We start from the raw sequence: 22,228 nt of genomic DNA on the forward strand, positions 1-22,228 counted from the left end.
ACCCCTAGTCGGTCGAGAACGAACGTTGATCCATCTACTAAGGAAGATAGTACATGGTGCTCGAGAGCCTCGGGTTGTCGCATTGGCGGCCCGCCGTTTGAGTCAGGAGAAGAGAGCGGGGCGACTGCAACAAGCGTGAGTGAAGCCGCTCTCCCCGCCCGAGTAGGCGGTCAGGAGCGCCGGCGCCGCACTCGTCCCCACGATTGCCGCCACGATCAGACCAGTGGTCATCCGGCGGAGCGGCGGCTGCGGCTGAACCAGTCGTCGTGCCCGAGCCAGCGTCGCGCCTCCTGTGGCGGCCAAGGCGCCGGAGGGAACACGCGATGGGGTCATGACGGCGAGTTGGAGCAGCGCTGAGGCAAGTTCGGGGCCGTCCTCGGTCCCGATACCGTCGTCAGCATGCATCTCCGCGAGATCGGCGATCTCCTGGTGAGCGACGCCGAAGAAGGGCAGGAGCGGGAGTGCCTCCGCGAGAGCCAGCGACCGTTGGACCAGACGATCGTGACGCGCGGCGAGGTGAACTCGCTCATGTCGCAGGACCAACTCCAACTGCCTGGCGGTCAGGTGGTCGGCGGCCCCGCGGGTCACGATGATCTTCCCCCGGCGCGACCTGCGTCCATCGGGAATGCAGTAGACAGCCGCGGAACCGTGATCGAGCACGACCACGTCCTGACCGAGTGGGCTTTCGACGAGAGCAAGAGCCTGACGGTGCTGGCGGCGGGCGAGAGTCGCCTCGCGATGATGCCTCGCGAGTGCTCGGGCAACGCGCCCCATCACCAGGAAGAACAGTCCGAATCCAACGGCGCTGACCGCCGCCCCGGCCGGGGTTGAGTACTGTCGCCGAAGCTCGACGAAGCAAGCGTGAAGAATCTCTCCTGCGGTGCCCACCGGCGAGAACCCGGGCAGTGCGAGGCAGATCGACCCGAGCAGCAGGGAAACTACGACCGCGCCCGCGAGGGCCTGCCAGAACGCAATGGCGAGCCGTGGGGAGCGATGCGTCCAACGAGCACGACCAAGCCCGAAGTGGCCGGCCAGCATGAATGCCCCTGCCAGGGCGAAGAACCCCGCCGCATGGTTCATGGGACGCCCTCGGGGTCATTCCCCGGCTCTTGGAGGAGTTGACGCAAAGACGCCAAGGCTTCCTCATCCAGGCGGTCGACGAAGTGCATCAGCACCCCGCGCCGGTCCCCGCCGTCGGCGAGTGCGTTGCCGAGCAATGAGGCGGTGTACTCCTCGCGAGTCTCGCGCGGGCTGTAGACGTAGGCGCGGCCCTGACGCTCACGCGTCACGAACCCCTTGCCATGGAGGTTGTCCAGCACAGTCATGACTGTCGTGTAGGCAATGGTCCGGTCAGTCGCCATGAACTCCTGGACCTCGCGTACGGTCTGGGGCTGTTCGACAGCCCACAGTCGCTGCATCACGGACGTCTCCAGCGGGCCCATCACTCACCAACTCTCGGTCTACTATGGGACATCGTATCCGGGGTCCGTGAATCTGGTTCGCCGTGGCCCGCATCGACGCAGTGACAGATGGCGTGACCTAGGAACGCCGTCTACCGCTCGGTGCGCGTAGAGGGGGGCATCGGTTTGCTCGTACTCAGTTGGGACACGACTCGACTGGATCGAACGAAGCGCGTCCCATACTGGCCGCTTTGTGGCCTGATTGGCCCAGTTCTCGTTGCAGGTAGTCGGGTATCGTCGGAAGTGACCCGAAGGGATCATCCCTACCATTGGAGGGATTTCCGCGGTTCTCGGTACCCACCGTCTTGGCTCGTACGGAGCTCGGACTCGTCAGGGGTCGCAGGTTCAATCCAGGCAGCCAGCCGCGAGACCCCCGCTCCGACCGATCCGTCAATGGCACGCTTCCATCGACGAATGAGCGTAGGTCGGTGGCAGGACGTACGCCGAGATCTGTCGCCGCTTATGGGCGCAAAACTCACCGACCCGGCGTGTGTCGTCTCGGAGACTGCAAGACCCTCTCGCTCTCGCCAGTGGGGTCTCGTGCCTCCGGTCAGGCGTGCGCCCGGCCAATTCCCGCTCGTAAGGGCGCATGGCGATGTCACGGTCTAGCTGGTGGGTGTCCTCCACGCGAACGAAAAGAGCATGAACTCAGAGACAAGCGTCGAGTTCATCTGTACAAGCTCCCACCCCTGCTTCGCGTAGTTGTCCAAGTAGGAGTCCAGTTGAGGAAACGTGAACTCCTTCCCCGGAATCGGATCGACGTCAAAAAAGACCGGAAGTGACGTCACGAAGAGCTTGCTGTCGCTTGGCATGAAACAAACCATAGGGGGCAGCTGCACCTTTCGGTGCCATATGAACTGGGTGCTGAGTGTGCCGACCAAAGGAGGTCGATCTTGCGCTATCGGGCCGCTGTCGGCGTCTCGTGGGGCGTCCTTTACGGGCCGCCAAGGAGCAATAGGGCGACGACTACGATGGACAGTACGAACTTCAGATCGGTGCACCCCCAGGGGGCACACTTCCGACGTAACGGGACGCAACGGTAGGTAACGCTCGCTGGAATTGCAGGCGAGAACTGATTTTGCCTGGAACGCCAGAGAGCGTCGCTTGGGTTCAAGTCCCCCCTCGGACACACTCGCGAATGTGGCCCTGACCAGCGGAAACGCTGGCGGGGCCATTTTTCATTTGTCGCCATGGGGGCACCATGGGGGCACATGTCGGCCTCGCGGGGCGCACCGATGACACCTAACCAGCGTCAGAGGAGCACCCAGATGGCATGGATCGAACAACGGAAACGAGCTGACAGAGGACTCTCGGCGAGAGTCCTGTGGCGCTTGGGCGGTGGCCGGGGAGCAGCGCGCCAGGAGGAGACCTTCAGCGCAGGCAGCAATGAGCAGAACCTCGCCCGGGCCGAGGGCTTCAAGAAGATGGTCGAGGCTGCGGGGAACCACTGGCCGGATGGCTGGGTCAAGGGCGAAGGTTTCGTCCGGTCCCGGGACGACCGCTACGTGCCGCCGCAGAGTTTCGCGGAGGTCGCCGAGGAGTATGTGCGCCAGATCGTCGAGCTCTCGCCGGGCCAACGTAGGAGATACCTGTCCCAGGTCCGCGTTCTCACACTGACTGAGATCCGCGACGCGAGGATCTTCGACCGCCAGATCGATGCGATCGCGGAGAAGGAAATCAAGGCATGGCTCATCGACTGGGACCGCGCACTGATGACCAAGGCGAACTACCACGGACTGCTCTTCGGCATCTTCACGTATGCGATGGAGCGGGGTCACGTGGTGGAGAATCCGTGTGCGCGGACCGCGCCCAAACGATCGCGGATCAGGCAGTCGCAGGCGGACCTGCGGTTTCTCACCGAGGCCGAGTTCGGCACCGCAGCGCTGCTCGCGGCTGATGCGGGCGACATGCTCACCCTCACGGTGGGGACCGGCCTGCGCTTCGGTGAGGTCACTGCGCTGTGGTGCAGCGATATCGATCTCGAACGCGGCACCGTACGCGTCAACAAGGCGTGGAAGCGCGACGGAGAGGACGGGGAGACTGAGACGCCGGGCTGGCTGAAGAAGCTCGTGCGCGCCAAGCACGCCATGCGCGGACATCACCTGGGCAACCCCAAGACACCAAAATCGCGGCGCACGATCACGATCGCTCCGGCGATCGTCGACCTGCTGCACCCCTACGTGGAGGGTCGCGCCGCAGACGACTTCGTTTTCACCTCGCCGACCGGGCTGGCCATCCACAACAGCGACTTCTACGAACGGGTGTGGCAGCCGTTGAGCGTGGAGTTGCAGGATGCCGGCGTCGCGCCGTTCCGATTCCACGATCTGCGCCACACTCACGTGGCTTGGCTCATCGCGGGTGGCGCACCGTTACCCCTTATCCAGGCACGGCTGGGACACGAGTCGATCACCACGACGATCGACACCTACGGGCACTTGCTGCCGGCGGGCGATGAGCTGATCTCCGAGATCGTTCAGACAGCGCTGGAAGGGCGACGCATTGGCGCGGCCGTCAAGATATGGCCACTATACCCCTAGGGGGTATAGGGACCTCAAGCCAATTGAAGGGTGGTCAGGCAGGTGGGTGCGTCGGTGCGTCGGCTTCGGTGTCGAACTCGACGCTGCCGGTCTTGTCGTCCGAACGGATCGTCATCGCCCCTTCGATGTCGAAGGGCAGCCAGAACCCAGCGAATCCGTTGTCGAGGGTCTTGACGTCCTTGTCGATCCGTACGTCCCCGGTGGAGTCGTCCACGATCAGTAGTTCAGGACCGCGGCCAGCAGGCCATGCGTGAGTAGGGCGCCGACGAGACGGCGCAGGCTCGCGTCCGCACCTAAGGCGCCGACGTCCGGACTGGACGCGGGCGGCATCTCGGGGAGTCGATGGGTCACGCCCTGCAGGTGTTCACGCGTGCATCGGGCGGGCCATGACGCTGGGGCGTGCTGGCATCGCGACCGGGTGGCCGGCCGCGGTCTGTCTCCTTCCCGATGCGGAGAACTATAGGTAGCGGCAGACCTGCTCGGGACTGCACGTGTCGGGGTCCGGCTGCGCGGCGTCGTGCCTGAGTTCGGCAATAGTGTCATGCAGGGCGGTGAGCCTAGCGATCTGCTGCTCGATCTCGGCTAGGCGCTCGTCGAGCAGATCGCGCACGTGCTCACACGGCGCGGCGCCGTCATCGCGGATGTCGAGGATCTGGCGGATCTGAGCGAGGGTGAGTCCCGCCGCCTGGCCGCGGTGAACAAAGTCGATCCGGGCGACAGCGTCGGGCGCGTAGTCCCGATAACCCGACGGCGTCCGATCGGCTGGGGGCAGCAGTCCCGACTCCTCATAGAAGCGGAGAGTCTTCGGAGTGGTCCCAGCCGCAGCGGCCAGTTCCCCGATGCGCATCGCGGTCACCTCTCGTTCGGCAGGAGCACGCTTGACCTTCCCCTGCACTGGAACGTCAAGTATGGCTGAACAGATCAGAAGAAGACCGAAGGGTTGAAGGAGACAGCAGCGATGCCTACGAAGTACGACCTTGCCATCATCGGATCGGGCGGCGGGGCGTTCGCCGCGGCGATCCGCGCGACCGCGCTGGGAAAGTCGGTGGTGATGGTCGAGCGCGGCACGCTCGGCGGGACCTGCGTGAACACTGGGTGCGTGCCGTCGAAGGCGCTCATTGCCGCGGCTGGCGCGCGGTACTCCGCCGCCGACGCCCCGGACCGTTTCCCGGGGATCTCAACGACGGCGGGCCCAATCGACATGCCCGCGCTGGTCGCCGGAAAAGTGGCGCTGGTCGAGTCGCTGCGGGGCGAGAAATACGCCGACGTTGCTGAATCCTACGGCTGGCAAGTGCGTCAGGGAGTCGCCGCGTTCGCGGGCTCGCCTGATGCGCCGATGCTGAACATCACCGCCGCCGATGGGATGGCCGCGACCGTCGAGGCCGAGCACTACATGGTCGCAACCGGCGCTCGACCGTGGGTCCCGCCGATCGACGGCCTGGATAGCGCGGGGTACCTGACTTCGACCACGGCCATGGAGCTGCTCGAGGTCCCCAGGTCTCTCCTCGTCCTCGGCGGTGGCTACGTCGCCTTGGAGCAGGCCCAACTGTTCGCCCGACTCGGCTCCGAGGTCACGCTGCTGGCCCGCTCCCGACTCGCATCGAAGGAGGAGCCTGAAGTCTCCTGGGCGCTTGAGGACGTCTTCGCCGATGAGGGCATCCGCGTCGTCCGCCGCGCGGTGCCCACCCGGGTGACCCGGGCCGCAGGGACCGGGCTGGTCGTGGTGACCGCGGACGTATCCGGCGTCTCGCAGGACTTCCGCGCCGACCAAGTCCTGGTAGCCCTCGGACGCCGCCCCGTCACCGACGGACTCAATCTCGACTCTGTCGGAGTCAAGACAGGGGAGTCCGGCGAGGTGGTCGTCTCCGACAGGATGCAATCCTCGAATCGGCGGATCTGGGCCGCGGGCGACGTGACCGGGCACCCCGAGTTCGTCTACGTCGCCGCCCACCACGGCACCCTCGTGGCCGAGAACGCGTTCCTCCACGTCGACCGGACCGTCGACTACTCTCGTCTGCCGCGGGTGACGTTCACCGGCCCCGCGATCGGCGCGGTCGGGACGACCGAGAAGGAGGCGATAGGCGCGGGAATCCGCTGCGACTGCCGCGTCCTGCCGCTGCACCACGTGCCCCGAGCACTGGTCAACCGCGATACCCGTGGCTTCATCAAGATCGTCGTGAACGCCGACACAAGCGAGATTCTCGGCATCACTGCCGTCGCCAAGGACGCCGGCGAGCTCGCCGCCACCGGAGTCCACCTGCTCGGCAAGACCATCGCCGAAGTCGTCGACGCGTGGGCCCCCTATCTCACCATGACCGAAGGACTCCGGCTCGCCGCAAGAGCCTTCACCACCGACGTCTCACAGCTGTCGTGCTGCGCGTGAACGCGGTCGGCACTGGTACTCACAGGCGAGGGCGATGCCGCCGATGCGGACGGTTCTTGCGCTCGCGCAGCGGAAGGCCTGGCCGTACCCGCTGTCCCGGTCATCTCGGTGCCTCCGCCGAATTCGACTTGACCGAGCGTTCGATGGTACTCGACCCCGATACGCTCGGCATTCGCCTTGAGCCCGTTCGTCGCGTTCCAGCCGTTCTCGAGGGCAGCGCCGACGGCTCGCGTGCCGATGGCGTTGCCGAAGGTCCCGTCGCACGCTCGGCCGGCGGCGTGGTCGTTCGTCGCCGGCTCGCCCGGCCGCCAGCACGCCCACGACGAGCCCGGGAAGTGACTCTCGAGCTGAGCCGATCTCAACCAGAGACGAGGGTTTGCTCCGGTGAATCTCTTAGCGCGTGCCGTCCTCGGGTGGAAGGTTCTCGGCAATTCGCCGGCGGAGGATCGTCGTAGTCGAAGCCTGCTCGCGGGCACGCTCCTCCCGCCACATCAGGAGGGCTCCGGCCACCGCCCCCGTGACGATCACGATGTCGGCGAAGTTCCCGATGAACAGATTGCCGTAGGCAAGGAAGTCCACGACGTGTCCACGGCCGAATCCTGGTTCGCGGAACAGCCGGTCGCTGGCGTGAGAGGCTGCAGCTCCGCCCAGCGCACCGACCACGAGCGTCCACCCGAGCTGCCGAACGCGAAACGCGAAAACCGTCGCGACGACCACAGCGGCGACAGAGACCAAGGCGAACACCCACGTGAACCCTTCGCCAAAGGAGAACGCCGCGCCCGGGTTGTACGCCAGTTGAAGGCCGAACAGGCTTCCAACCAACGGCGTCCGCTCACCCTCGATGAGGGTGCTCTCGGCCCAGCTCTTGGTCCACTGATCGACAAGAACGACGAGCCCGCCAAGCAGGAGGGCCGTCACCGCGAACCGCCAGCGACCCCCACGGCGCACCCCTTCGGCCGAATCCTGATTCGCCCTCGCCCTCGGTCGACGAGTCATCCGATGACCTCGAAGAACCGGGTGATGACCTCGGACTCGATCAGGATGAACAGGCCCAAACCAATGAAGACCGTGGGCACGAGCCAGTGCTCGATGCGCTCCAGCGCCTCAGTGACGACCTCGCGGGTTCCGATCAGTCGTCCAGCGGCGCACCAAACGGCGACGAGGACGAGGAAGACCGCAATCATGACCGCGACGTCGGCCGGGGCGCTGGTGCGAAAAATCGGCGTGTAGAGCGAGATGTTGTCAGCCCCATTGGCGATTGTTATCCCGGCGACACTCCAGAGCCCGGCTGCGAGGGTCAAATCGCTGTCCTCGCCGTTGCGCTTGCGAAGCAAACCGCGGATGAGCGTCCAGATGCCGATGCTGAGAGGGATCAGTCCGAGCAGTCCGACCCATTGATCCGGCACGATCGTCAAGCCGAGCGCGGCGACCACACTGATCGCGACAAGCGTGATGAATCCGACGTATTGCCCCCCGACGATCTGCCACGGGCGCGGACTCCCATTGCGGGAGGCGAGGAACAGCACGGTGAGCACCACGATGTCATCGATGTTGGTAGCCGCGAACAGGCCAATGGCCGAACCGACAGTCGTCAGCATCAGCCCTCCAATCGCGGCGCGGGAGTGCGGGCGGCGCGCAGCCCGTTGAGAATCACGATGACCTCCGCGATCTCGTGGACCAGCACAACGGCGGCCAGCCCCAAGACACCGAACAGTGCGAGTGGAAGCAGCGCGGCGATGATCAGCAGCGACAGGATGATGTTCTGGTTGATGATGCGCCGTCCACGCCGCGCGTGTTCGAATGCCCGCGGGATGAGGCGCAGATCATGGCCCGTGAAGGCAACGTCGGCGGACTCGATCGCCGCGTCGGAGCCTGTCGCTCCCATGGCGATGCCGATGTCCGCGGCGGCGAGAGCCGGGGCGTCGTTGATGCCGTCGCCGATCATGGCGACCGATCCCGCTTCGGACAGCTCGGTGATCGCAGCGGCCTTGTCCTCGGGTCGGAGCTCGGCGCGGACATCGTCGATCCCGGCCTGCGCGGCGAGAGCTCGAGCGGTTCGAGCGTTGTCGCCGGTGAGCATGGTCACGCCCACTCGGTGATCGGTGAGGGTGCGCACGACGTCGGGGACTTCGGGGCGCAGCTCGTCGCGGACGCCGATCGCCGCGACCGGGGCGCCGTCGCGGTGGACGATCACGACCGTCATGCCCTGCATTTCGAGCTCCTCGACACGCGCGCCGAGCTCTCCGGCGTCGAGCCAGCGCGGGCTGCCGACAGTGATCTTCGAACCGTCGACGGTGCCTTCGATGCCGTGTCCGGCCTGCTCGGTCACCTCCGCAGCCAGGGGAACGTCCTGGGCGGCCGCGGTGATCGCCGCGGCGAGCGGGTGTGTGCTGTGCTGCTCCAACGCGGCAGCCCACGCCAGTCCCTGAGCCTCGGTGATGCCTTCGACCACCAGGACCGCGGTGACGGCAGGCTCATTGCGGGTGAGAGTGCCGGTCTTGTCGACGGCGACGTGGCGGACGGTGCCGAAACGTTCGAAGGCCGCACCGGATTTGACGATCACGCCGAACTTGCTGGCCGCACCGATGGCGGCGACGACGGTCAGAGGGACGGAGATCGCCAGCGCACAGGGCGACGCCGCCACCAGCACGACGAGGGCGCGAGTGATCCACACGTCTGGGTCGCCCAGGATCGATCCGAGGAGCGCGACGAGCACAGCAAGGATCAGGACCCCCGGGACGAGGGGCCGCGCGATCCGGTCGGCGAGCCGGGCGCGATCGCCCTTTTCTGCCTGAGCCTGCTCGACCAGCTCCACGATCGTGGTGAGCGAGTTGTCAGTACCGGCCGCAGTGGTCTCGATCTCCAGCGCGCCAGCACTGTTGATCGCCCCGGCTGACACCGGGTCACCCGGCTCGACCTCGACCGGGATCGACTCACCGGTGATGGCCGAGGTGTCCAGGCTCGACCGTCCTGAGCGGACGAGTCCGTCCGTCGCGATCCGCTCGCCAGGTCGGACCATCATCACGTCGCCGACGACCAGATCCTTGGCTTGGACCTGCTCCGCGACACCGTCACGGAGCACCGTCGCCGTCTCGGGCACGAGCTTGAGCAACGCCCGCAACCCTCCGCGCGCCCGGTCCATCGCCTTGTCCTCCAAGGCCTCCGCGATCGAGTACAAGAACGCCAGCGCCGCGGCCTCCTCGACGTAGCCGAGAATGACAGCGCCGATCGCGCTGATCGTCATCAACAGGCCGATCCCGAGCTTGCCCTTGAACAGGTTTCGGATCGCGCCAGGGGTGAAGGTCGAGGCGCCCAAGAGGAGACCGACCCAGAAGAGCGCCAGGGCGGGAGTCTCGGCCCCGGACCATTCGGCGACCAGGCCGGCGAGGAATGCCAGACCCGAGAAGACCGGCACCATGACCCCTCTGTCCTTCCACCACGGCCGCTCCGAGTCCTCGAACTCCTCGCCCGTCGTGGGGACAGAATCGTGGTCGCATCCACACGCCGCGCTCATGCGCCCGCCCCCGTCTCGCAGCAGCCCGCCACGGTGCACGTCGAGTCCACGCACGGCGCGTGAACGTCCACGGCCAAGGTCACGTCCACCAGGGCGACGAGGGCGGCGGCGAGATGGGGATCGGCAATCTCATAGCGTGTCTGACGACCCTCGGCCTCCGCCACCACGATGCCGCAGTCGCGCAGACACGTCAGATGGTTCGAGACGTTGGAGCGCGTCAGCTCCAACTCGCGCGACAGCACGGCGGGATAGCTCGGTCCCTCGAGCAGGGTCATCAGGATGCGGGAGCGCGTGGGGTCGGCCATGGCACGGCCGAGCCGGTTCATGACGTCGAGTCGCGTAGCAATGGTCAGCACGCGCTGAACTATACACTGGGCGCTGACCATTGGCGAAGGCCCGCGCGAGTCACGGGACGATGTGCCGGGCAATCAGTCGAGCGTCCGTGCCCACCCCTCCGAGAAGAGCTGAGCCCCTGTTGCGAAGCCACGCATCTCCGAGGACGTACAACCCCCTGATCGGAGTTCGTCCGTCCTGCTGATCAAGAGTGCCGTCCGCGCCGACGACCGCTTCGGGCAACCACCCGAACCCGTTGCGATAGCCAGTAGCCCAGATCACCGACTCGAATCTGCGCTCGACGCCGTCGGCGAACGAGATCCTGTCGCGGTTCCCATCCACCGCACGAGGCAGAAGGTGGACGCCTCTCGAGGCCAGGTCGACCAGACCTGGGCCCACCACCAACTCGCGCCGTGAGATGCGGCGTCCAATGCGACCGTTGGACGGCACCGAGAGCCCTCCCGTCAGTTGCAGCCACCTGAAGAGGTCGACTCCGAGCAGTCGCTGCGGAAGGCGCGGTTGTGGAGAGCCTTGGGCGATCGACACACAACGATGAGCCGAGAGCTCCCTAGCGATCTGAATCCCGGTATTTCCGGAGCCGGCGACGAGGACCGGACCGTCGGAGAGTTGGTCAGGGTTCCGGTAGGCGTCGCTGTGGAGGTTGGCTCCGTCGACGGCTATGTCGTTAGCGAAGCCGGGGTACTGGGGGATCGCGAAAGGCCCGGTCGCCGCCACGACCGCGCGAGCGCGCAACGATCCCGTCGACGTTTGAAGGACCAGGGAGTCGTCCCGCTGTGGGTGGACGGAAACGGCGCGCGTACCCCACTTTGGCTCCACGCCAAGGCTCGCGCGGTAGAGATCGAGATACTCGGCGACCTCCTTCGATGACGGGTAGCGCCCTTGAGCCCCTGGCATCCCAAGCCCAGGAAGGTGAGAGTGCCAAGCCGGCGTGAACAGGGTGAGTGAATCCCAGCGGCGACGCCAGGAAAGCGTCTGGGCGGATCCTGCGTCCAGGAGGACGAAGTCCTCGGCTGGCCGTAGGCCCCGCTCGAGCAACGCATGCGACATCGCGAGTCCGGCCTGCCCAGCCCCCACGATGGCGACGGGAAGCGACTCCGGCGGGGACGTTGGTGACACTACGACTCCTTCTGAACTGGCGACACGGGGACGCCGCTACTATTCAAGATAGTAGGCGTCACGGTGGGCGCCGAACTGACACTACAAGATTGAATGAATTCAGGACTAGATGTACTATCAGCTCATGAACGTTGCAGCCTCGACCGCTCTGGATGCGCTTGCCCGATTCGGTCACGCCCTGTCCGATCCGACGCGCGCCAAGATCCTCATGTCTCTGCGTGACTCACCCGCGTTCCCAGCCGACCTGGCCGACGCGTTGGACGTGAGTCGACAGTCGATCTCGAACCACTTGGCGTGCTTGCGTGGCTGTGGGCTGGTGGTCGCGGTACCCCAGGGGCGCCGCACCCGGTACGAATTGGCCGATCAGCGGCTGGGTCACGCCCTGGGCGACCTGAACGAGCTGGTCCTGGCAGTCGATCCCGGCCACGGTGTCAGCGGCGATGCCGGCGTGGAGGGTGATCGGTGATGGGCGCGGGTCACGGCCACGGTGCTGCAGGTCACGCCGGGGGTCGCCACCGGTGGCGCTTGGCGGTCACCTTCGTGCTGGTGTTCGCGTTCTTCCTCGTCGAGTTGGTCTTCGGTCTCATGTCGAACTCGTTGGCCCTGATCTCCGATGCCGGGCACATGTCCGCCGACGTGGTGGCCTTGGGGGCCGCGCTCGTCGCGACGCGGATCGCGACGCGGCTGGACACCACGGGCCGCAAGACCTACGGCTCGTACCGGGCCGAGGTCTTCGCCTCAGGCTTCACCGTGCTGATCATGCTCGGCGTGGCGGCGTATGTCGTCATCGAGGCGATCAGTCGAATTGGCGACGCTCCTGAGGTTGCCACCGGGACGATGCTCGTGGTGGGAGCACTCGGTTTGGTCGTCAACATCGTCTCGATGCTGCTCCTGCGCGAGGGATCGCGCGAGTCCCTGAACGTCAAGGGTGCGTACTACGAGGTGGTTGCCGACGCTGCGGGAAGCGTGGGTGTGATCGCCGCGGGCATCCTGGTGGCCGTCAGTGGACAGCCCATCTGGGACACGCTCGTCGCCGTGGCGATCGGCATCTTCGTTGCCGTACGAGCGGTGGTGCTCGGCCGCCAGGTGCTGGCCGTCCTCGGCCAACAGGTCCCCGAAGGCATCGTCGTGGACGAGGTGGTCGAGACGCTCGAAGCACTCCCGGGCGTTGCGGGCGTGCATGACCTTCACCTCTGGACCCTCACGTCCGGCATGAACGTCGCGACCGCGCATCTCGTGGTGGAGAAGGGCTCTGACGGGCAGCTGGTCCTGACCAAGGCCCAGGGAGTTCTGGCCACCACGTATGGGATCGAGCACGCCACCCTGCAGACGGAATTGGCCCCCACTCAACAGTGCGAGGAAGTGAGCTGGTGAGGATCCCACTCGAGGTCATGATGGAGCAGGGGATCAATGCGGACGGGAGCGAACCCATCGGCTGGCTGGCCGGTATCTACACCCTGGGGCTGTTCATACTGGTGGGTTTGCTCCTCTGGTCGTTCGTGAGGATGATGCGGCGAGCCCAACAGCCGTGGCTCGGCGACAGCGCGACAGACCGTGAACAGAGCAGCGGGGCCGATCAGAGCTTTCCGGATGTTCCGCCAACGGGGCTGGCCAATAGTGTGACTTCGAGCCCCTCGGCCGCCGACTAGGGCTGAGCCCCGCCGCCCGACAGCCGTGCCGTCGCGGTTCGCAGCGACTGTCCGTCGGCCCGTTCGCGGAGGCCACACTACGTCCAGTGTGGGTCGTCGGTGAGCTTACTTCGTCACGCCGACTTGTCGATCGACTCCACGCAGTTCTGCTGCGGCGTCAGGCGCCGCGATCGGTGACCGAGTCGCTGCACATCGACAGCACTACAGAATGGAGAGTCGAAGCCCAGTGGCGCTCGGTCCGTGGGCTGGCACCATCGAGGCGCTCGCGAGGACGGCATCGCGAGGCTGAAGTAGATCCACACGGCAACCTGCGTCCGGTCGGATGACACCGACGACGTGAGAAACGGGTGAGTGGTGTGGAGAACGTCAGTCGCTGGTCGCCCCCCGGCGGCGTTGGTCTCGCTTGATCACCCAGAGCAAGATCGACAGCGGGAGCAGGCACGCCAGGCCGACCCCCACTCCGATCAGAATGGCAGTGCTTCGAAAGTCGTCGCCATGCGAGTTCGCGGCAGCCGTCGACGGTTCTGCCTTCGGGGACTTGCTCCCATGAGAGCTGGTGTCTGCCGAGCTTGTGGCCGGCGGGAGTGGCGCCGTGAACCGGATGGTGCCATCAACGGGGTGGCCGTCGGCCGAGATCACCCGGTAGGCCACATCCCACGCGACGTCACCGGAACCGCGCGGGGACGGCGGTAATTCTACGTCCGAGAGATCCACCGAGACGGTTGACCCGCTAGTCTCCGGATCCACGACCAACACCCGCCGGGGCGATGTGCCAATGGTGATGCTGACCTCGGACAACTCGCTGGACATCGGGTCGGTGAACCGCAACTGAATGCGTTCGGGAGTCGTTTGCACGGCGGAGTCATTCGCCGGATCGGACGAGATGAGGCCCGTGTGCGCCTGCGCTGGCACAGCAGGAGCGAACATGAGGAGCGTGACGAAGACTGCGGTCACCGTGCGGACCGGCCACGTACCCCGCGGATGGCCGAGGGGAGTCTTGGGGGATCGGCAGGAGTGTGGGGCGCGGTCTTGGTTGGTCACGGTTCTTCCTTGAGTTCAGGAGGCTACGCACAACTGTCGCTGTCGTGGCCACCTGGGCATCGACGTCGCTGGCGTGGAGATGATCTACTAAGTATGATAGTTCGTCGGCGGGGGCGCGCCGCCACTCGGGGAGGTTGCACTCCTCAGGGTCCGACAGCAGGGGACCGATTGGTGCCTCGTGATCAGGCGCCTCCGGCTCGGCAACGACGACTGTGGTGGATACGCGGGAGAGGGTGCACGTCAACTACTACTGTTCATAGTAGTCTCGTTCTCAGGAGTGGGCGTTCAACTTCCCCCCCCCCGTCGTGGGCGCCCACTCCGTCGCGTCTGGCGTGGGTCAATGGACCTCGGACCCGGGAGCGCGTGGGGTCGTCCTTCGCGCGACCGGGGGCCGGTTCATGACGCCGAGACGCGAAGTCATAGTCAGCGCTCGCCGCACTACGCAGCGTCGGGTGACCAGACGTGCACCGGGGCTGGCGCCGCTGAGAGGGATGAAACATCTACTAAGCGACGTAGTAGTATGGATGCCATGGTCACTCGGAGGCTGGGCACGTGACGGACGAGGCACTGGAGCCGTCCCGGACAACGTACGGCGCGGGGTGGGCTCGGTGGGCCTGGCGCACGCTGACGTCGATGCGGACCGCGGTCATTCTGCTCACGCTGCTCGCGGGCGCAGCGGTCCCTGGCTCACTCCTGCCTCAGCGGAACGTGGCGACGAACCCCGGTGCGGTGCCGAGCTTCTATGCCGATCATCCGGGAATTTCGCCGTGGCTCGACCGTCTCTCTCTGTTCGACGTGTACGCATCGCCGTGGTTCGCGGCGATCTACATTCTCCTGCTGGTGTCCATGATCGGCTGTGTGCTGCCTCGATGCGTACGCCTGTGGGGCGAGTGCCGAGCCGAGCCAGCGCGGACCCCCACTCGGCTGTCGAGGATGGAGCATCACCGCGAACTGCGGCTGGAGTCCGATGCTGAGGAAGTGCTCACCCGCACGGCGACTGTCCTCCGGCGACGTGGCTATCGCGTAGTACGCGAAGGCTCGGAGGTTCGGGCGGAGAAGGGTTATCTGCGGGAGGCGGGAAACCTCATGTTCCATCTCTCGCTTCTCGTGCTCCTCGTAGGCGTGGCCGGCGGCAAACTGTTCGGCTTCGAAGGTCGTGCAGCTTTGGTCGACGGTGCGACCTTTACCAATCTTCGGTCGTCGTACGACGAGTACTCTCCAGCCGCACTCACGCGAGCGGACGCGTTCACGCCGTTCTCCGTCACGTTGGACAAACTGGAGGCAGAGTTCGAGTTGGCCGGTCCCCGCGCGGGCGAACCACGCGAGTTCGACGCGGAGGTGACCTACACGCTGGGCGACGGAACCACGGGGTCGACCAGCATCAAGCCGAACCACCCGATGGACGTTGATGGCACCAAGCTCTTCCTCACCGGGCACGGGTACGCCCCGGCGGTCACGGTTCGCGACGGCACGGGGGAGACCGTCTTCTCAGGTCCTGTGATCTTCTTGCCGCTTGAGAACAACTTCACGAGTGATGGGGTCGTCAAGGTGCCGAATGCCGAACCCACGCAGCTGGGGTTCGAGGGCCTGTTCCTCCCGACCGCGCCGACTGGGGATGGAGACCGATCACAGTTCCCCGGATTGATCGCCCCACGCTTGGATCTCACGGCGTACACCGGCGACCTGGGCATGAACGAAGGTGTTCCGCAGTCTGTCTACAAGCTCGAGCGCAGCGGCCTGGAAGAGGTCGCGGTGGGGAGCTTGCGCGTCGGCGAAACGATGGCTCTTCCCGAAGGCGCCGGCAGCATCACGTTCGATGGCGTCTCGCGGTTTGCGAACTTCCAAATCGCGTATGACCCCGGCAAGGAGATCTCCTTGGTGGCGGCCATCGCGCTTCTGATCGGTTTGACGGCGTCATTGGTCATTCGCCGGCGACGGCTATGGCTCCGCGTCACGAAATCAGATCACGGACTCACGGCCGAACTTGCGGGTTTGTCCGTCACTCGACGAGAACTCCCGACGAGCGATCTGGACCATCTCGAACGGGAACTACTTGGACTCAATGAATCGCCAGAACGGAGCATGTCATGACCTGGGCTCGTCTCTCCGACGATCTTGTGATCGCCGCAGTCATCATTTTCGCCATCGCTTTCTGCCTCTACGCCGTGAGCCTGGCGCTTCACAGCGCCGGGAAGCGGGGGAAGTCGGTGACATCGTCCGCCACCCGAGTCGGCTCGCCGTCCTCGGGTGGATCAGGGACGGGTGTGAACGATCTGCCAGCCGAGCCTTCGCACGGGTATCGGTTGACCACACGCATCGCCTCCGTGCTGGTCGTCATGGGCTTTCTGCTGAACGTGATGGCGGTGGTGGCACGCGGGCTTGCTGCCGACCGCGCGCCATGGGGGAACATGTACGAGTTCGCGATCGTGGGAGCCGCAGCGATCACTGGCGCCTATCTCGCGGGACTGCGCAGATATCCCATCGAACGACTGGGCATCTGGGTGGTGGGTGTGGTGCTGGTGGCACTCGGCTGTGCTGTCACCATCCTGTACACCCCGGTGGACGCATTGATCCCCGTTCTCAAGTCCTACTGGTTGGCCATCCATGTTGGTGCCGCGATCATCGCGGGCGGGGCGTTCACGGTGGCGGCGGTGATGTCGGTGGTGCAACTGGTCGGCCGAGGCCGAAATGGTGAGCGCGACGCACTGATGGAGAGAGTGTCCTATGGACTGATCGTCTTCGCCTTCCCGATTTGGACATTCGCCGTCATCGCAGGTGCGGTGTGGGCTGAGGCGGCCTGGGGCCGGTACTGGGGTTGGGACCCGAAGGAGACGTGGGCCTTCATCACGTGGGTGTTCTACGCCGCTTACCTTCACGCTCAGTCGACCGCTGGCTGGAGAGGGCGTCGGGCAGCGTGGTTCAGTGTGCTCGGATATCTGGCGTTCCTGTTCAACTTCGTGGGCGTCAACATGTGGGTGGGCGGACTGCACTCGTATGCAGGTGTGTGAGGAGGTCCCTGGGTAGTTGAGGCGGTGGAAGCCGAGGTATCAGAGCCGACGTGGACGTCGTCCGTGCGACGCGATGACCCACGCCCAGCCAAGCCCCAAGAGGGTTCCCGCAGTGATCACGAGATCCCGGGGCATCCGGTAGCGGACGGCAGGTGTGAGCGCATCGTGCAGGTCCACATCGTCGACGAGCACGCTTGCACTGTTGGAGGTGGTCTGGGCTCGGACCTCGCCGTTGGCGTCGATGATCCCCGAGATCCCATTGGTAGACGCCACCACGACGGCGCGTCCGAGTTCGACTGCTCTCGCACGAGTGATCTGGAACTGCTGCGCTGGCTGCGAGGTTCCAGTGAACGTCGCATTGCTCGTCTGGACCACGACCAGACGCGCCCCGTCCTGGACCTGCGAGGGCAGCACATCGTCGTAGGCGACATCGAAGCAAATCGCATCGGCGATCGTCAATCCGTCGACCTCCAGCGGTCCTTCGTCGTTACCAGCCAGCATGTCGCGCGGTATCTCATCGAATCGTGGGAACCAGTCGCCGATGACCTGTCGCCACGGGATGTACTCACCGAATGGCACGGGGTGGGACTTGGTGTAGAAGTCCGAGGCCGAACCATCAGGAAGCCAAAGGATGCCGCGATTGAAAGCGGTCTGTTCGTTCGGTCCCTCGGTGATGGCACCGGCAAGCAGCGGCGCCCCAACCGCTCGTGCAGCACGTTGAATCTCGCCACGGGCGATGGAGTCGTCGAAGGGATCCACTGCCGTCGCATTCTCCGGCCAGACCACCAAGTCGACCGTTCGGGCCTGCATGGTCAGCGACTCCGCGAGACTCTGCGTAGCCTTCGTGTGGTCGCGCGTCACCTCCCGGTGGTGTGCGGCGAGATCGGTGCCGTCACCCGGCACACCGCCTTGGACGGCCGCCACGGCCGCGGAACCGACTACAGGGAGTCGGACGGGGATGCTGATGGCGAGAAATGCTCCGGTGGCCAAGACCACCAGGGAGCCCCATGTGAGCGCAGTCCGTTGGGACACGATCTGCGCCGTCGCAAAACCCACGCTGGCGACCAGCACACCGGTTCCGGAGATCCCTGCGTACGCGAGTAGCGGCGCCCATGGTGTGTCAATGGCAGTAATGCCCAGTCGGCCCCACGGCATCCCGCCCAGTGGCCAGTTGCTTCGGAGCGTCTCGACGGTGACCCAGACGAGGCCTCCCCAGAGCGGTGCGCCCGGGATGGCACGGACCGAGTGGAGCCCCACGGCACCCGCGGCAAGCATCAGCGCCTGGGCACAGCCGAGCGCGAGCCACGCGGCGAAACCGATGGACGCTCCCAGCCACCACATCAGCGGGAGCATGAACGCAACACCGAAGCAGAGGCCCACCGCAGCTGCCCCCCGGGCGGTTTCGCGCTGAATGCTCCACCACAGCAGCCCCATGGCCAGCGGAGCGGCGACGCCGAAGCCCACCGGCTCGAAGGAGGCTGCTGCGACCAATCCACCTGCGAGAGCTGCAAGACGAGAAGCGCCGACGCGGCCGCGAAGCGTCCTCAGAGTCATGGCGAACCGTTCAACCACCGCTGGGCCAGACATTCCGGCGGCATCCGTCGAGTCCGTACGTCTGTTGCTGCATGACCGGGGCTGGCAATCCTTGACCAGGGCACTCCTCATGGCCGCGTCCCAACAGATGACCGACCTCATGGTTCACCAAGTAGATCCGGTAGGACAGGACGTCGTCGCGGTAGCTGTCAGTGGCATGTGCCCAACGTCGAGCGTTCAGGACCACAAGGTCACCGTTGCGGCAAGAGACCTTTCCTCTCGTCTCCAAGGGAGCGCACAGCTTGTCGGTCGTCGCCGGACTTGCGAGGAGGATCCGCGCAGCGCCGTCTCTGGATACTCGATGAAGAGGACGATTCTCGATCGCCCCCCAGCTTCGGGAGTCCGCCAGGATGTCGTCGATGGTGAGCGCGGTCTCGCGAGGAGGAAGAGGAAGCTCTCGCTCCACTTCGACCGTGTAGGTGAGTGGGCTGGATCCAGGGTCCGGGGGAGTGGGGCTCTGGGCTTTCACCACCCGGAACGTGCCGGATCCAGCGTCCGGAATTCGTACGCGTTGAGCCTCAAGACCTTTCGCACCCTTCGGCGGGCGCGAAGTCGGGCCGCGCCGCGTCGGCGGTATCGCCGGAGGAGTCGATTTGTCGGCCGGCAACGTGAGATCGATCCGGCCCGATCCGCCGGCCGAGGGGCCAGGTGAGAGGCCGTCCGGATCAGTTCCCGAACTGCTCATGTCGACACCGACCCACGCAGCGAGGGCCAAGGCACCAAGGGATACGCCGGCCCGTCGCCAGCGTCGTCCGGTGGTGCCGGGCGGGAGCGGAGCGCGGCGACTACCGCGTCGAGTTCGCACTGTCATCGGACTCGGCCAATACCGGCGCGATCAGACTCCGCAACGTCGCTGCCGTCACCTTTCCGATGACACGAGCGGCAACGCGCCCCTGCCGGTCCACGACAAGCGTCGTCGGCACAGCGGCTGAAGACAGAGCGCCGTTGAAGGAGAGGGTCGCTTGGGCAGAGTCGTCTGCCACCGCACTGTCGTAAGGGACCTCGTACTCGCGCTCGAACGCTCTGGCGGCGGCCTCGTTGTCGCGGATATTGAGGCCGACGAACGTCACGTCCGACTCGAACTGGTTCGCCACCTCGACCAGATCTGGTGCTTCCTCCGCACAAGGAACGCACCAGGAACCCCAGACGTTGTAGACCACGACCGCGCCTCGCAAGCTAGTTGTGTCGAGCGTCTCGCCACTCAGCATCTTCGCTGTGAAGGACCGCGTCTGAATGCGGCGGTCGCCGTCGAACTCCTCGATCACCGCGCTTCCATCTCCTCGAGCCTGGCTCTTCTCGGACGTTGGGTTCGTCAGGAACAAAGCCAGGCCCACGCCGATCAACACGACGACGAGACCGACGAACAGTCGTTTGCCCGAGACGCGGGGACGGACGAGTTTGATCACGTGCACATTCGCTTTCAGATGGGAGGTTGCCAAGAATTCATCAGGCCTTGCGTTGCTGCCATCAACTCGGACCAAACGCCCGTGAGTTGCAGGATGCCAAGCAGGATGAGGAATCCGCCGCCGGTGCGTGCGACGAGGGACGCATGCTGGCGTGCCCAGGCGAAGCGGCGCATCCACTTGGTGACCGAGAGGCCTGCCAGTAGGAACGGAATTCCCAGTCCGAGGCTGTAGGCGAACGCCAACATGGCTCCTCGTCCCGCAGTGGCCGAGGTCGTGGAGAGCGCCAACACGGCAGCGAGGGCCGGTCCGATGCAGGGGGTCCAACCCACACCGAACACGACACCGAGCAGGGGCGCTCCCACCAAACCAACCTTCGGACGATACGAGAGGCGGAACGAACGATTGAACAGCAAGAGACGAGAACCTGAGAACGCGAAGACCAGCCCTAGAAAGACCGTGAGGATCCCCGAGTAGCGGATGATCTCGTCCTGGTATTGGACGAGACGCGACCCAAGCGCTCCGAACAGTGCCCCATAACTTGTGAAGACCGCCGCGAACCCCAGGACGAAGAGCCCGGCCCCCAGAAGGGACCGTCGGCGACCGGTCGTGGCCTCGCCTCGCAGTTCGCGCACGACCGACGACTCTTGGCCGTCCACGCCGGCAACGTAGGACAAGTATGCGGGCACGAGGGGAAGTGAGCAGGGGGAGAAGAAGGAGACGACCCCGGCGACGATCGAGACCAACAGTGCCGGGAGAAGCGAACCCGACAGGATCAGTTCTTGGAGGTCCATCAGGTCTTCACGATCCGACCAGGGTCGACCAGTAGAACCAGAACTGGTGGGCGATCAAGCCCACAATCGACAGGTAAGCGATGGTCAGGATGAGCGATTCCCACCTCCACAGCGTTTTGAAGAATGGCGACTCGGCAACCCATCGGCCCAAATCACCTGACGTCGCGTTCCGTCGGGTGACGAACCAGAAGACGGGCAACATCACCGCCCACACGACCATGCAATAGGGGCACAGGGCCCCGATCCTGAAGATGCTCTGGAAGATGAGCCAGCTGACGAAGGCCAACCCGAAGAGGACGCCGCCCTGTAGGCAGACCCAATACCACTTGGCGAATCGTGCCCCCGCGAGGAGCGCCGCACCGGTCGTGGCGACCACGGTGAATCCCACGATGCCGATGAGCGGATTGGGAAAACCGAAAGCAGAGGCCTGCGAGGTCTCCATGACCGAACCGCAACTCACCAGTGGACTGAAGTCGCAGGAAGGCGTATGGCTCGGGTCGGTCAGAAGGGCCAGCCTTTCGATGATCAGCGCGAGAGCCGCGACGCAACCCGCGATCCCAGCACCCAGTAGGAACGTAGCCAGGACGCGTCCGTTGTCATGTCGAGTGCGGTTGTCCATGGCTATTCAGCGAGGGCTTCGTCGATGGCGGTGCTGAAATCCTCCACGGCGGCCGGCTCGAATCGTTCACCGTTCAGAAAGAAGGTCGGTGTGCCTTGGACGCCGAGGGCGAGACCATCATCCACGTCGCGTTGGACGCGGGCAGCGACCTCGGGCGACGCATAGTCGACGTCGTACCGGTCCATGTCGAGTTTCAACTGCACTGCGAACTTGCGGAAGGTGTCGTCGGCGGGCTCTTGCTTCTCACCCCAACTGGTTTGGGTCTCGTACATGAGTCTGTACATCTGCTCCAGCTTGCCCTGCCGGGCAGCCGATTCCACGGCTCGCGCCGCGCGCTCGGCGTTGAAGTGCCCGGGCAAGGGAAAGTAGCGTGCGACGAAGGTAACCCGACCGTCATACTTCTCGCGAAGATCCTCGACCACGGGATAGGCCGCGCCGCAGGCTTCGCACTCGAAGTCCAGAAACTCCGCGAGGACGACGTCGCTGCTGCCCTTCTTCCCGAGGATGCGGCTGTCCTCACGAACCGTCAGGTCCGCGGCGCCCGCGCCATCGGCCGTTCGGCTCGGTGTGTCGCGGCCGGCAGTCAGAAGTAGTGCGCCGAGAACGGCCATGAACACCACGACGGCCAGTACAGCCAATTTGGATTGGATCCGCACGGGGACTCCTCGCATCAGACAGATACTAACTAGGTTAGTAGAAGGTGTGCAACTCGCCGACGGTGGGTGGTGGTGAAGTGGGCCGATCAACAACCGCACTC

Annotated in this window: 26 protein-coding genes; 7 read left to right on the forward strand and 19 right to left on the reverse strand. The window is 65.3% G+C overall.

Annotated elements, in window-relative coordinates; genetic code table 11:
* Window positions 1-102: 102 nt before the first annotated feature.
* From AFL01nite_RS15770 to AFL01nite_RS15440, 3 genes are all read right to left on the reverse strand, one after another.
* Window positions 103-1,080, reverse strand: coding sequence for a M56 family metallopeptidase (locus tag AFL01nite_RS15770; protein WP_222593359.1), 978 nt, complete (start codon window positions 1,078-1,080; stop codon window positions 103-105).
* Window positions 1,077-1,442: a BlaI/MecI/CopY family transcriptional regulator gene (locus AFL01nite_RS02800; protein WP_146825694.1), complete on the reverse strand. Its 366-nt coding sequence runs from the start codon at window positions 1,440-1,442 to the stop codon at window positions 1,077-1,079. Before AFL01nite_RS02800 ends, AFL01nite_RS15770 begins: the two co-directional genes overlap by 4 nt.
* Before the next feature lie 623 nt (window positions 1,443-2,065).
* Window positions 2,066-2,272 carry a DUF4177 domain-containing protein gene (locus tag AFL01nite_RS15440; protein ID WP_222593360.1) on the reverse strand — a complete coding sequence of 69 codons (207 nt, stop codon included), beginning with the start codon at window positions 2,270-2,272 and terminating at the stop codon, window positions 2,066-2,068.
* A gap of 456 nt (window positions 2,273-2,728) precedes the next feature.
* Here AFL01nite_RS15440 and AFL01nite_RS02805 point away from each other — a divergent pair, with 456 nt between their 5' ends.
* Entirely contained in the window at window positions 2,729-3,997 is a 1,269-nt protein-coding gene (locus tag AFL01nite_RS02805) for a site-specific integrase (protein ID WP_186813786.1), read from the forward strand.
* A 34-nt stretch (window positions 3,998-4,031) separates the two neighbouring features.
* Here the strand turns inward: AFL01nite_RS02805 and AFL01nite_RS02810 are convergent, their stop codons facing one another.
* The 3 genes from AFL01nite_RS02810 to AFL01nite_RS02815 all read right to left on the reverse strand — a co-directional run bounded on the left by AFL01nite_RS02810 (window position 4,032) and on the right by AFL01nite_RS02815 (window position 4,844).
* A complete protein-coding gene (locus AFL01nite_RS02810) occupies window positions 4,032-4,211 on the reverse strand; it encodes a hypothetical protein (RefSeq protein ID WP_087623232.1) in 180 nt (59 codons plus the stop codon).
* Window positions 4,212-4,213: 2 nt separating this feature from the next.
* Window positions 4,214-4,348, reverse strand: coding sequence for a hypothetical protein (locus AFL01nite_RS15680; RefSeq protein ID WP_281285720.1), 135 nt, complete (start codon window positions 4,346-4,348; stop codon window positions 4,214-4,216).
* A gap of 106 nt (window positions 4,349-4,454) precedes the next feature.
* Complete coding sequence (locus tag AFL01nite_RS02815; RefSeq protein ID WP_087623269.1) at window positions 4,455-4,844, reverse strand: heavy metal-responsive transcriptional regulator; 390 nt, start codon at window positions 4,842-4,844, stop codon at window positions 4,455-4,457.
* Between the two features lie 111 nt (window positions 4,845-4,955).
* Between AFL01nite_RS02815 and merA the strand changes: the two genes are divergently transcribed.
* Window positions 4,956-6,380 (forward strand): mercury(II) reductase, encoded by a 1,425-nt coding sequence (gene merA / locus AFL01nite_RS02820; RefSeq protein WP_146825575.1) that lies wholly within the window; start codon window positions 4,956-4,958, stop codon window positions 6,378-6,380.
* Here merA and AFL01nite_RS15815 read toward each other — a convergent pair.
* From AFL01nite_RS15815 to AFL01nite_RS02845, 6 genes are all read right to left on the reverse strand, one after another.
* The gene (locus AFL01nite_RS15815; protein ID WP_486303504.1) at window positions 6,299-6,856 is read right to left on the reverse strand and encodes a VldE C-terminal domain-containing protein; all 558 of its coding nucleotides are present in this window, start codon (window positions 6,854-6,856) and stop codon (window positions 6,299-6,301) included. The genes merA and AFL01nite_RS15815 overlap by 82 nt on opposite strands.
* Window positions 6,774-7,298, reverse strand: a complete 525-nt coding sequence (locus AFL01nite_RS02825) for a signal peptidase II (protein WP_222593361.1) — start codon at window positions 7,296-7,298, stop codon at window positions 6,774-6,776. Before AFL01nite_RS02825 ends, AFL01nite_RS15815 begins: the two co-directional genes overlap by 83 nt.
* 74 nt (window positions 7,299-7,372) lie before the next feature.
* Window positions 7,373-7,978 (reverse strand): cadmium resistance transporter, encoded by a 606-nt coding sequence (locus AFL01nite_RS02830; RefSeq protein WP_146825579.1) that lies wholly within the window; start codon window positions 7,976-7,978, stop codon window positions 7,373-7,375.
* The gene (locus AFL01nite_RS02835; RefSeq protein WP_146825581.1) at window positions 7,978-9,894 is read right to left on the reverse strand and encodes a heavy metal translocating P-type ATPase; all 1,917 of its coding nucleotides are present in this window, start codon (window positions 9,892-9,894) and stop codon (window positions 7,978-7,980) included. Before AFL01nite_RS02835 ends, AFL01nite_RS02830 begins: the two co-directional genes overlap by 1 nt.
* On the reverse strand, window positions 9,891-10,250 hold the full coding sequence (gene cmtR / locus AFL01nite_RS02840; RefSeq protein WP_146825583.1) for a Cd(II)/Pb(II)-sensing metalloregulatory transcriptional regulator CmtR: 360 nt from the start codon (window positions 10,248-10,250) through the stop codon (window positions 9,891-9,893). Before cmtR ends, AFL01nite_RS02835 begins: the two co-directional genes overlap by 4 nt.
* Before the next feature lie 49 nt (window positions 10,251-10,299).
* The gene (locus tag AFL01nite_RS02845; protein ID WP_146825585.1) at window positions 10,300-11,364 is read right to left on the reverse strand and encodes a flavin-containing monooxygenase; all 1,065 of its coding nucleotides are present in this window, start codon (window positions 11,362-11,364) and stop codon (window positions 10,300-10,302) included.
* A gap of 124 nt (window positions 11,365-11,488) precedes the next feature.
* Here AFL01nite_RS02845 and AFL01nite_RS02850 point away from each other — a divergent pair, with 124 nt between their 5' ends.
* From AFL01nite_RS02850 to AFL01nite_RS02860, 3 genes are read left to right on the forward strand one after another with little or no spacing between them, the layout of a single operon-like run.
* Entirely contained in the window at window positions 11,489-11,830 is a 342-nt protein-coding gene (locus AFL01nite_RS02850; RefSeq protein WP_146825587.1) for an ArsR/SmtB family transcription factor, read from the forward strand.
* Between the two features lie 59 nt (window positions 11,831-11,889).
* Complete coding sequence (locus AFL01nite_RS02855; protein ID WP_371862810.1) at window positions 11,890-12,738, forward strand: cation diffusion facilitator family transporter; 849 nt, start codon at window positions 11,890-11,892, stop codon at window positions 12,736-12,738.
* Window positions 12,735-13,013: a hypothetical protein gene (locus AFL01nite_RS02860; protein WP_146825590.1), complete on the forward strand. Its 279-nt coding sequence runs from the start codon at window positions 12,735-12,737 to the stop codon at window positions 13,011-13,013. Before AFL01nite_RS02855 ends, AFL01nite_RS02860 begins: the two co-directional genes overlap by 4 nt.
* Window positions 13,014-13,379: 366 nt before the next feature.
* On the opposite strand, the gene AFL01nite_RS02865 is transcribed toward AFL01nite_RS02860, so the two are convergent.
* Window positions 13,380-13,967 (reverse strand): copper resistance CopC family protein, encoded by a 588-nt coding sequence (locus AFL01nite_RS02865; RefSeq protein WP_146825592.1) that lies wholly within the window; start codon window positions 13,965-13,967, stop codon window positions 13,380-13,382.
* Between the two features lie 720 nt (window positions 13,968-14,687).
* On the opposite strand from AFL01nite_RS02865, the gene resB reads away from it, so the two are divergent.
* The gene (resB, locus tag AFL01nite_RS02870; RefSeq protein ID WP_146825594.1) at window positions 14,688-16,145 is read left to right on the forward strand and encodes a cytochrome c biogenesis protein ResB; all 1,458 of its coding nucleotides are present in this window, start codon (window positions 14,688-14,690) and stop codon (window positions 16,143-16,145) included.
* Entirely contained in the window at window positions 16,142-17,062 is a 921-nt protein-coding gene (gene ccsA / locus AFL01nite_RS02875) for a cytochrome c biogenesis protein CcsA (RefSeq protein WP_146825596.1), read from the forward strand. The genes resB and ccsA overlap by 4 nt, the downstream gene beginning before the upstream one ends.
* A 39-nt stretch (window positions 17,063-17,101) precedes the next feature.
* Here ccsA and lnt read toward each other — a convergent pair whose 3' ends face one another.
* The 6 genes from lnt to AFL01nite_RS02905 are packed head-to-tail and all read right to left on the reverse strand — an operon-like array spanning window position 17,102 to window position 22,127.
* Window positions 17,102-18,616 (reverse strand): apolipoprotein N-acyltransferase, encoded by a 1,515-nt coding sequence (lnt, locus tag AFL01nite_RS02880; protein ID WP_186813787.1) that lies wholly within the window; start codon window positions 18,614-18,616, stop codon window positions 17,102-17,104.
* A 10-nt stretch (window positions 18,617-18,626) separates the two neighbouring features.
* On the reverse strand, window positions 18,627-19,466 hold the full coding sequence (locus AFL01nite_RS15775) for a DUF3152 domain-containing protein (RefSeq protein WP_146825600.1): 840 nt from the start codon (window positions 19,464-19,466) through the stop codon (window positions 18,627-18,629).
* Window positions 19,441-20,061: a TlpA family protein disulfide reductase gene (locus AFL01nite_RS02890; RefSeq protein WP_146825601.1), complete on the reverse strand. Its 621-nt coding sequence runs from the start codon at window positions 20,059-20,061 to the stop codon at window positions 19,441-19,443. Before AFL01nite_RS02890 ends, AFL01nite_RS15775 begins: the two co-directional genes overlap by 26 nt.
* 14 nt (window positions 20,062-20,075) lie before the next feature.
* Complete coding sequence (locus tag AFL01nite_RS02895) at window positions 20,076-20,852, reverse strand: cytochrome c biogenesis CcdA family protein (RefSeq protein WP_146825603.1); 777 nt, start codon at window positions 20,850-20,852, stop codon at window positions 20,076-20,078.
* A 7-nt stretch (window positions 20,853-20,859) separates the two neighbouring features.
* Window positions 20,860-21,471, reverse strand: a complete 612-nt coding sequence (locus AFL01nite_RS02900) for a vitamin K epoxide reductase family protein (RefSeq protein WP_146825605.1) — start codon at window positions 21,469-21,471, stop codon at window positions 20,860-20,862.
* Window positions 21,472-21,473: 2 nt separating this feature from the next.
* Window positions 21,474-22,127: a DsbA family protein gene (locus tag AFL01nite_RS02905; protein ID WP_222593363.1), complete on the reverse strand. Its 654-nt coding sequence runs from the start codon at window positions 22,125-22,127 to the stop codon at window positions 21,474-21,476.
* Between the last annotated feature and the right edge of the window lie 101 nt (window positions 22,128-22,228).

This window comes from Aeromicrobium flavum, assembly GCF_007992115.1.
GTDB lineage: Bacteria > Actinomycetota > Actinomycetes > Propionibacteriales > Nocardioidaceae > Aeromicrobium > Aeromicrobium flavum.

Coding starts and splice junctions, on each gene's coding strand:
- AFL01nite_RS15770 (WP_222593359.1), bottom strand. CDS start 1,080: ATGAACCATGCGGCGGGGTTCTTCGCCCTGGCAGGGGCATTCATGCTG.
- AFL01nite_RS02800 (WP_146825694.1), bottom strand. CDS start 1,442: ATGGGCCCGCTGGAGACGTCCGTGATGCAGCGACTGTGGGCTGTCGAA.
- AFL01nite_RS15440 (WP_222593360.1), bottom strand. CDS start 2,272: ATGCCAAGCGACAGCAAGCTCTTCGTGACGTCACTTCCGGTCTTTTTT.
- AFL01nite_RS02805 (WP_186813786.1), top strand. CDS start 2,729: ATGGCATGGATCGAACAACGGAAACGAGCTGACAGAGGACTCTCGGCG.
- AFL01nite_RS02815 (WP_087623269.1), bottom strand. CDS start 4,844: ATGCGCATCGGGGAACTGGCCGCTGCGGCTGGGACCACTCCGAAGACT.
- merA (WP_146825575.1), top strand. CDS start 4,956: ATGCCTACGAAGTACGACCTTGCCATCATCGGATCGGGCGGCGGGGCG.
- AFL01nite_RS02830 (WP_146825579.1), bottom strand. CDS start 7,978: ATGCTGACGACTGTCGGTTCGGCCATTGGCCTGTTCGCGGCTACCAAC.
- AFL01nite_RS02835 (WP_146825581.1), bottom strand. CDS start 9,894: ATGAGCGCGGCGTGTGGATGCGACCACGATTCTGTCCCCACGACGGGC.
- AFL01nite_RS02850 (WP_146825587.1), top strand. CDS start 11,489: ATGAACGTTGCAGCCTCGACCGCTCTGGATGCGCTTGCCCGATTCGGT.
- resB (WP_146825594.1), top strand. CDS start 14,688: ATGCGGACCGCGGTCATTCTGCTCACGCTGCTCGCGGGCGCAGCGGTC.
- ccsA (WP_146825596.1), top strand. CDS start 16,142: ATGACCTGGGCTCGTCTCTCCGACGATCTTGTGATCGCCGCAGTCATC.
- lnt (WP_186813787.1), bottom strand. CDS start 18,616: ATGACTCTGAGGACGCTTCGCGGCCGCGTCGGCGCTTCTCGTCTTGCA.
- AFL01nite_RS15775 (WP_146825600.1), bottom strand. CDS start 19,466: ATGACAGTGCGAACTCGACGCGGTAGTCGCCGCGCTCCGCTCCCGCCC.
- AFL01nite_RS02895 (WP_146825603.1), bottom strand. CDS start 20,852: ATGGACCTCCAAGAACTGATCCTGTCGGGTTCGCTTCTCCCGGCACTG.
- AFL01nite_RS02900 (WP_146825605.1), bottom strand. CDS start 21,471: ATGGACAACCGCACTCGACATGACAACGGACGCGTCCTGGCTACGTTC.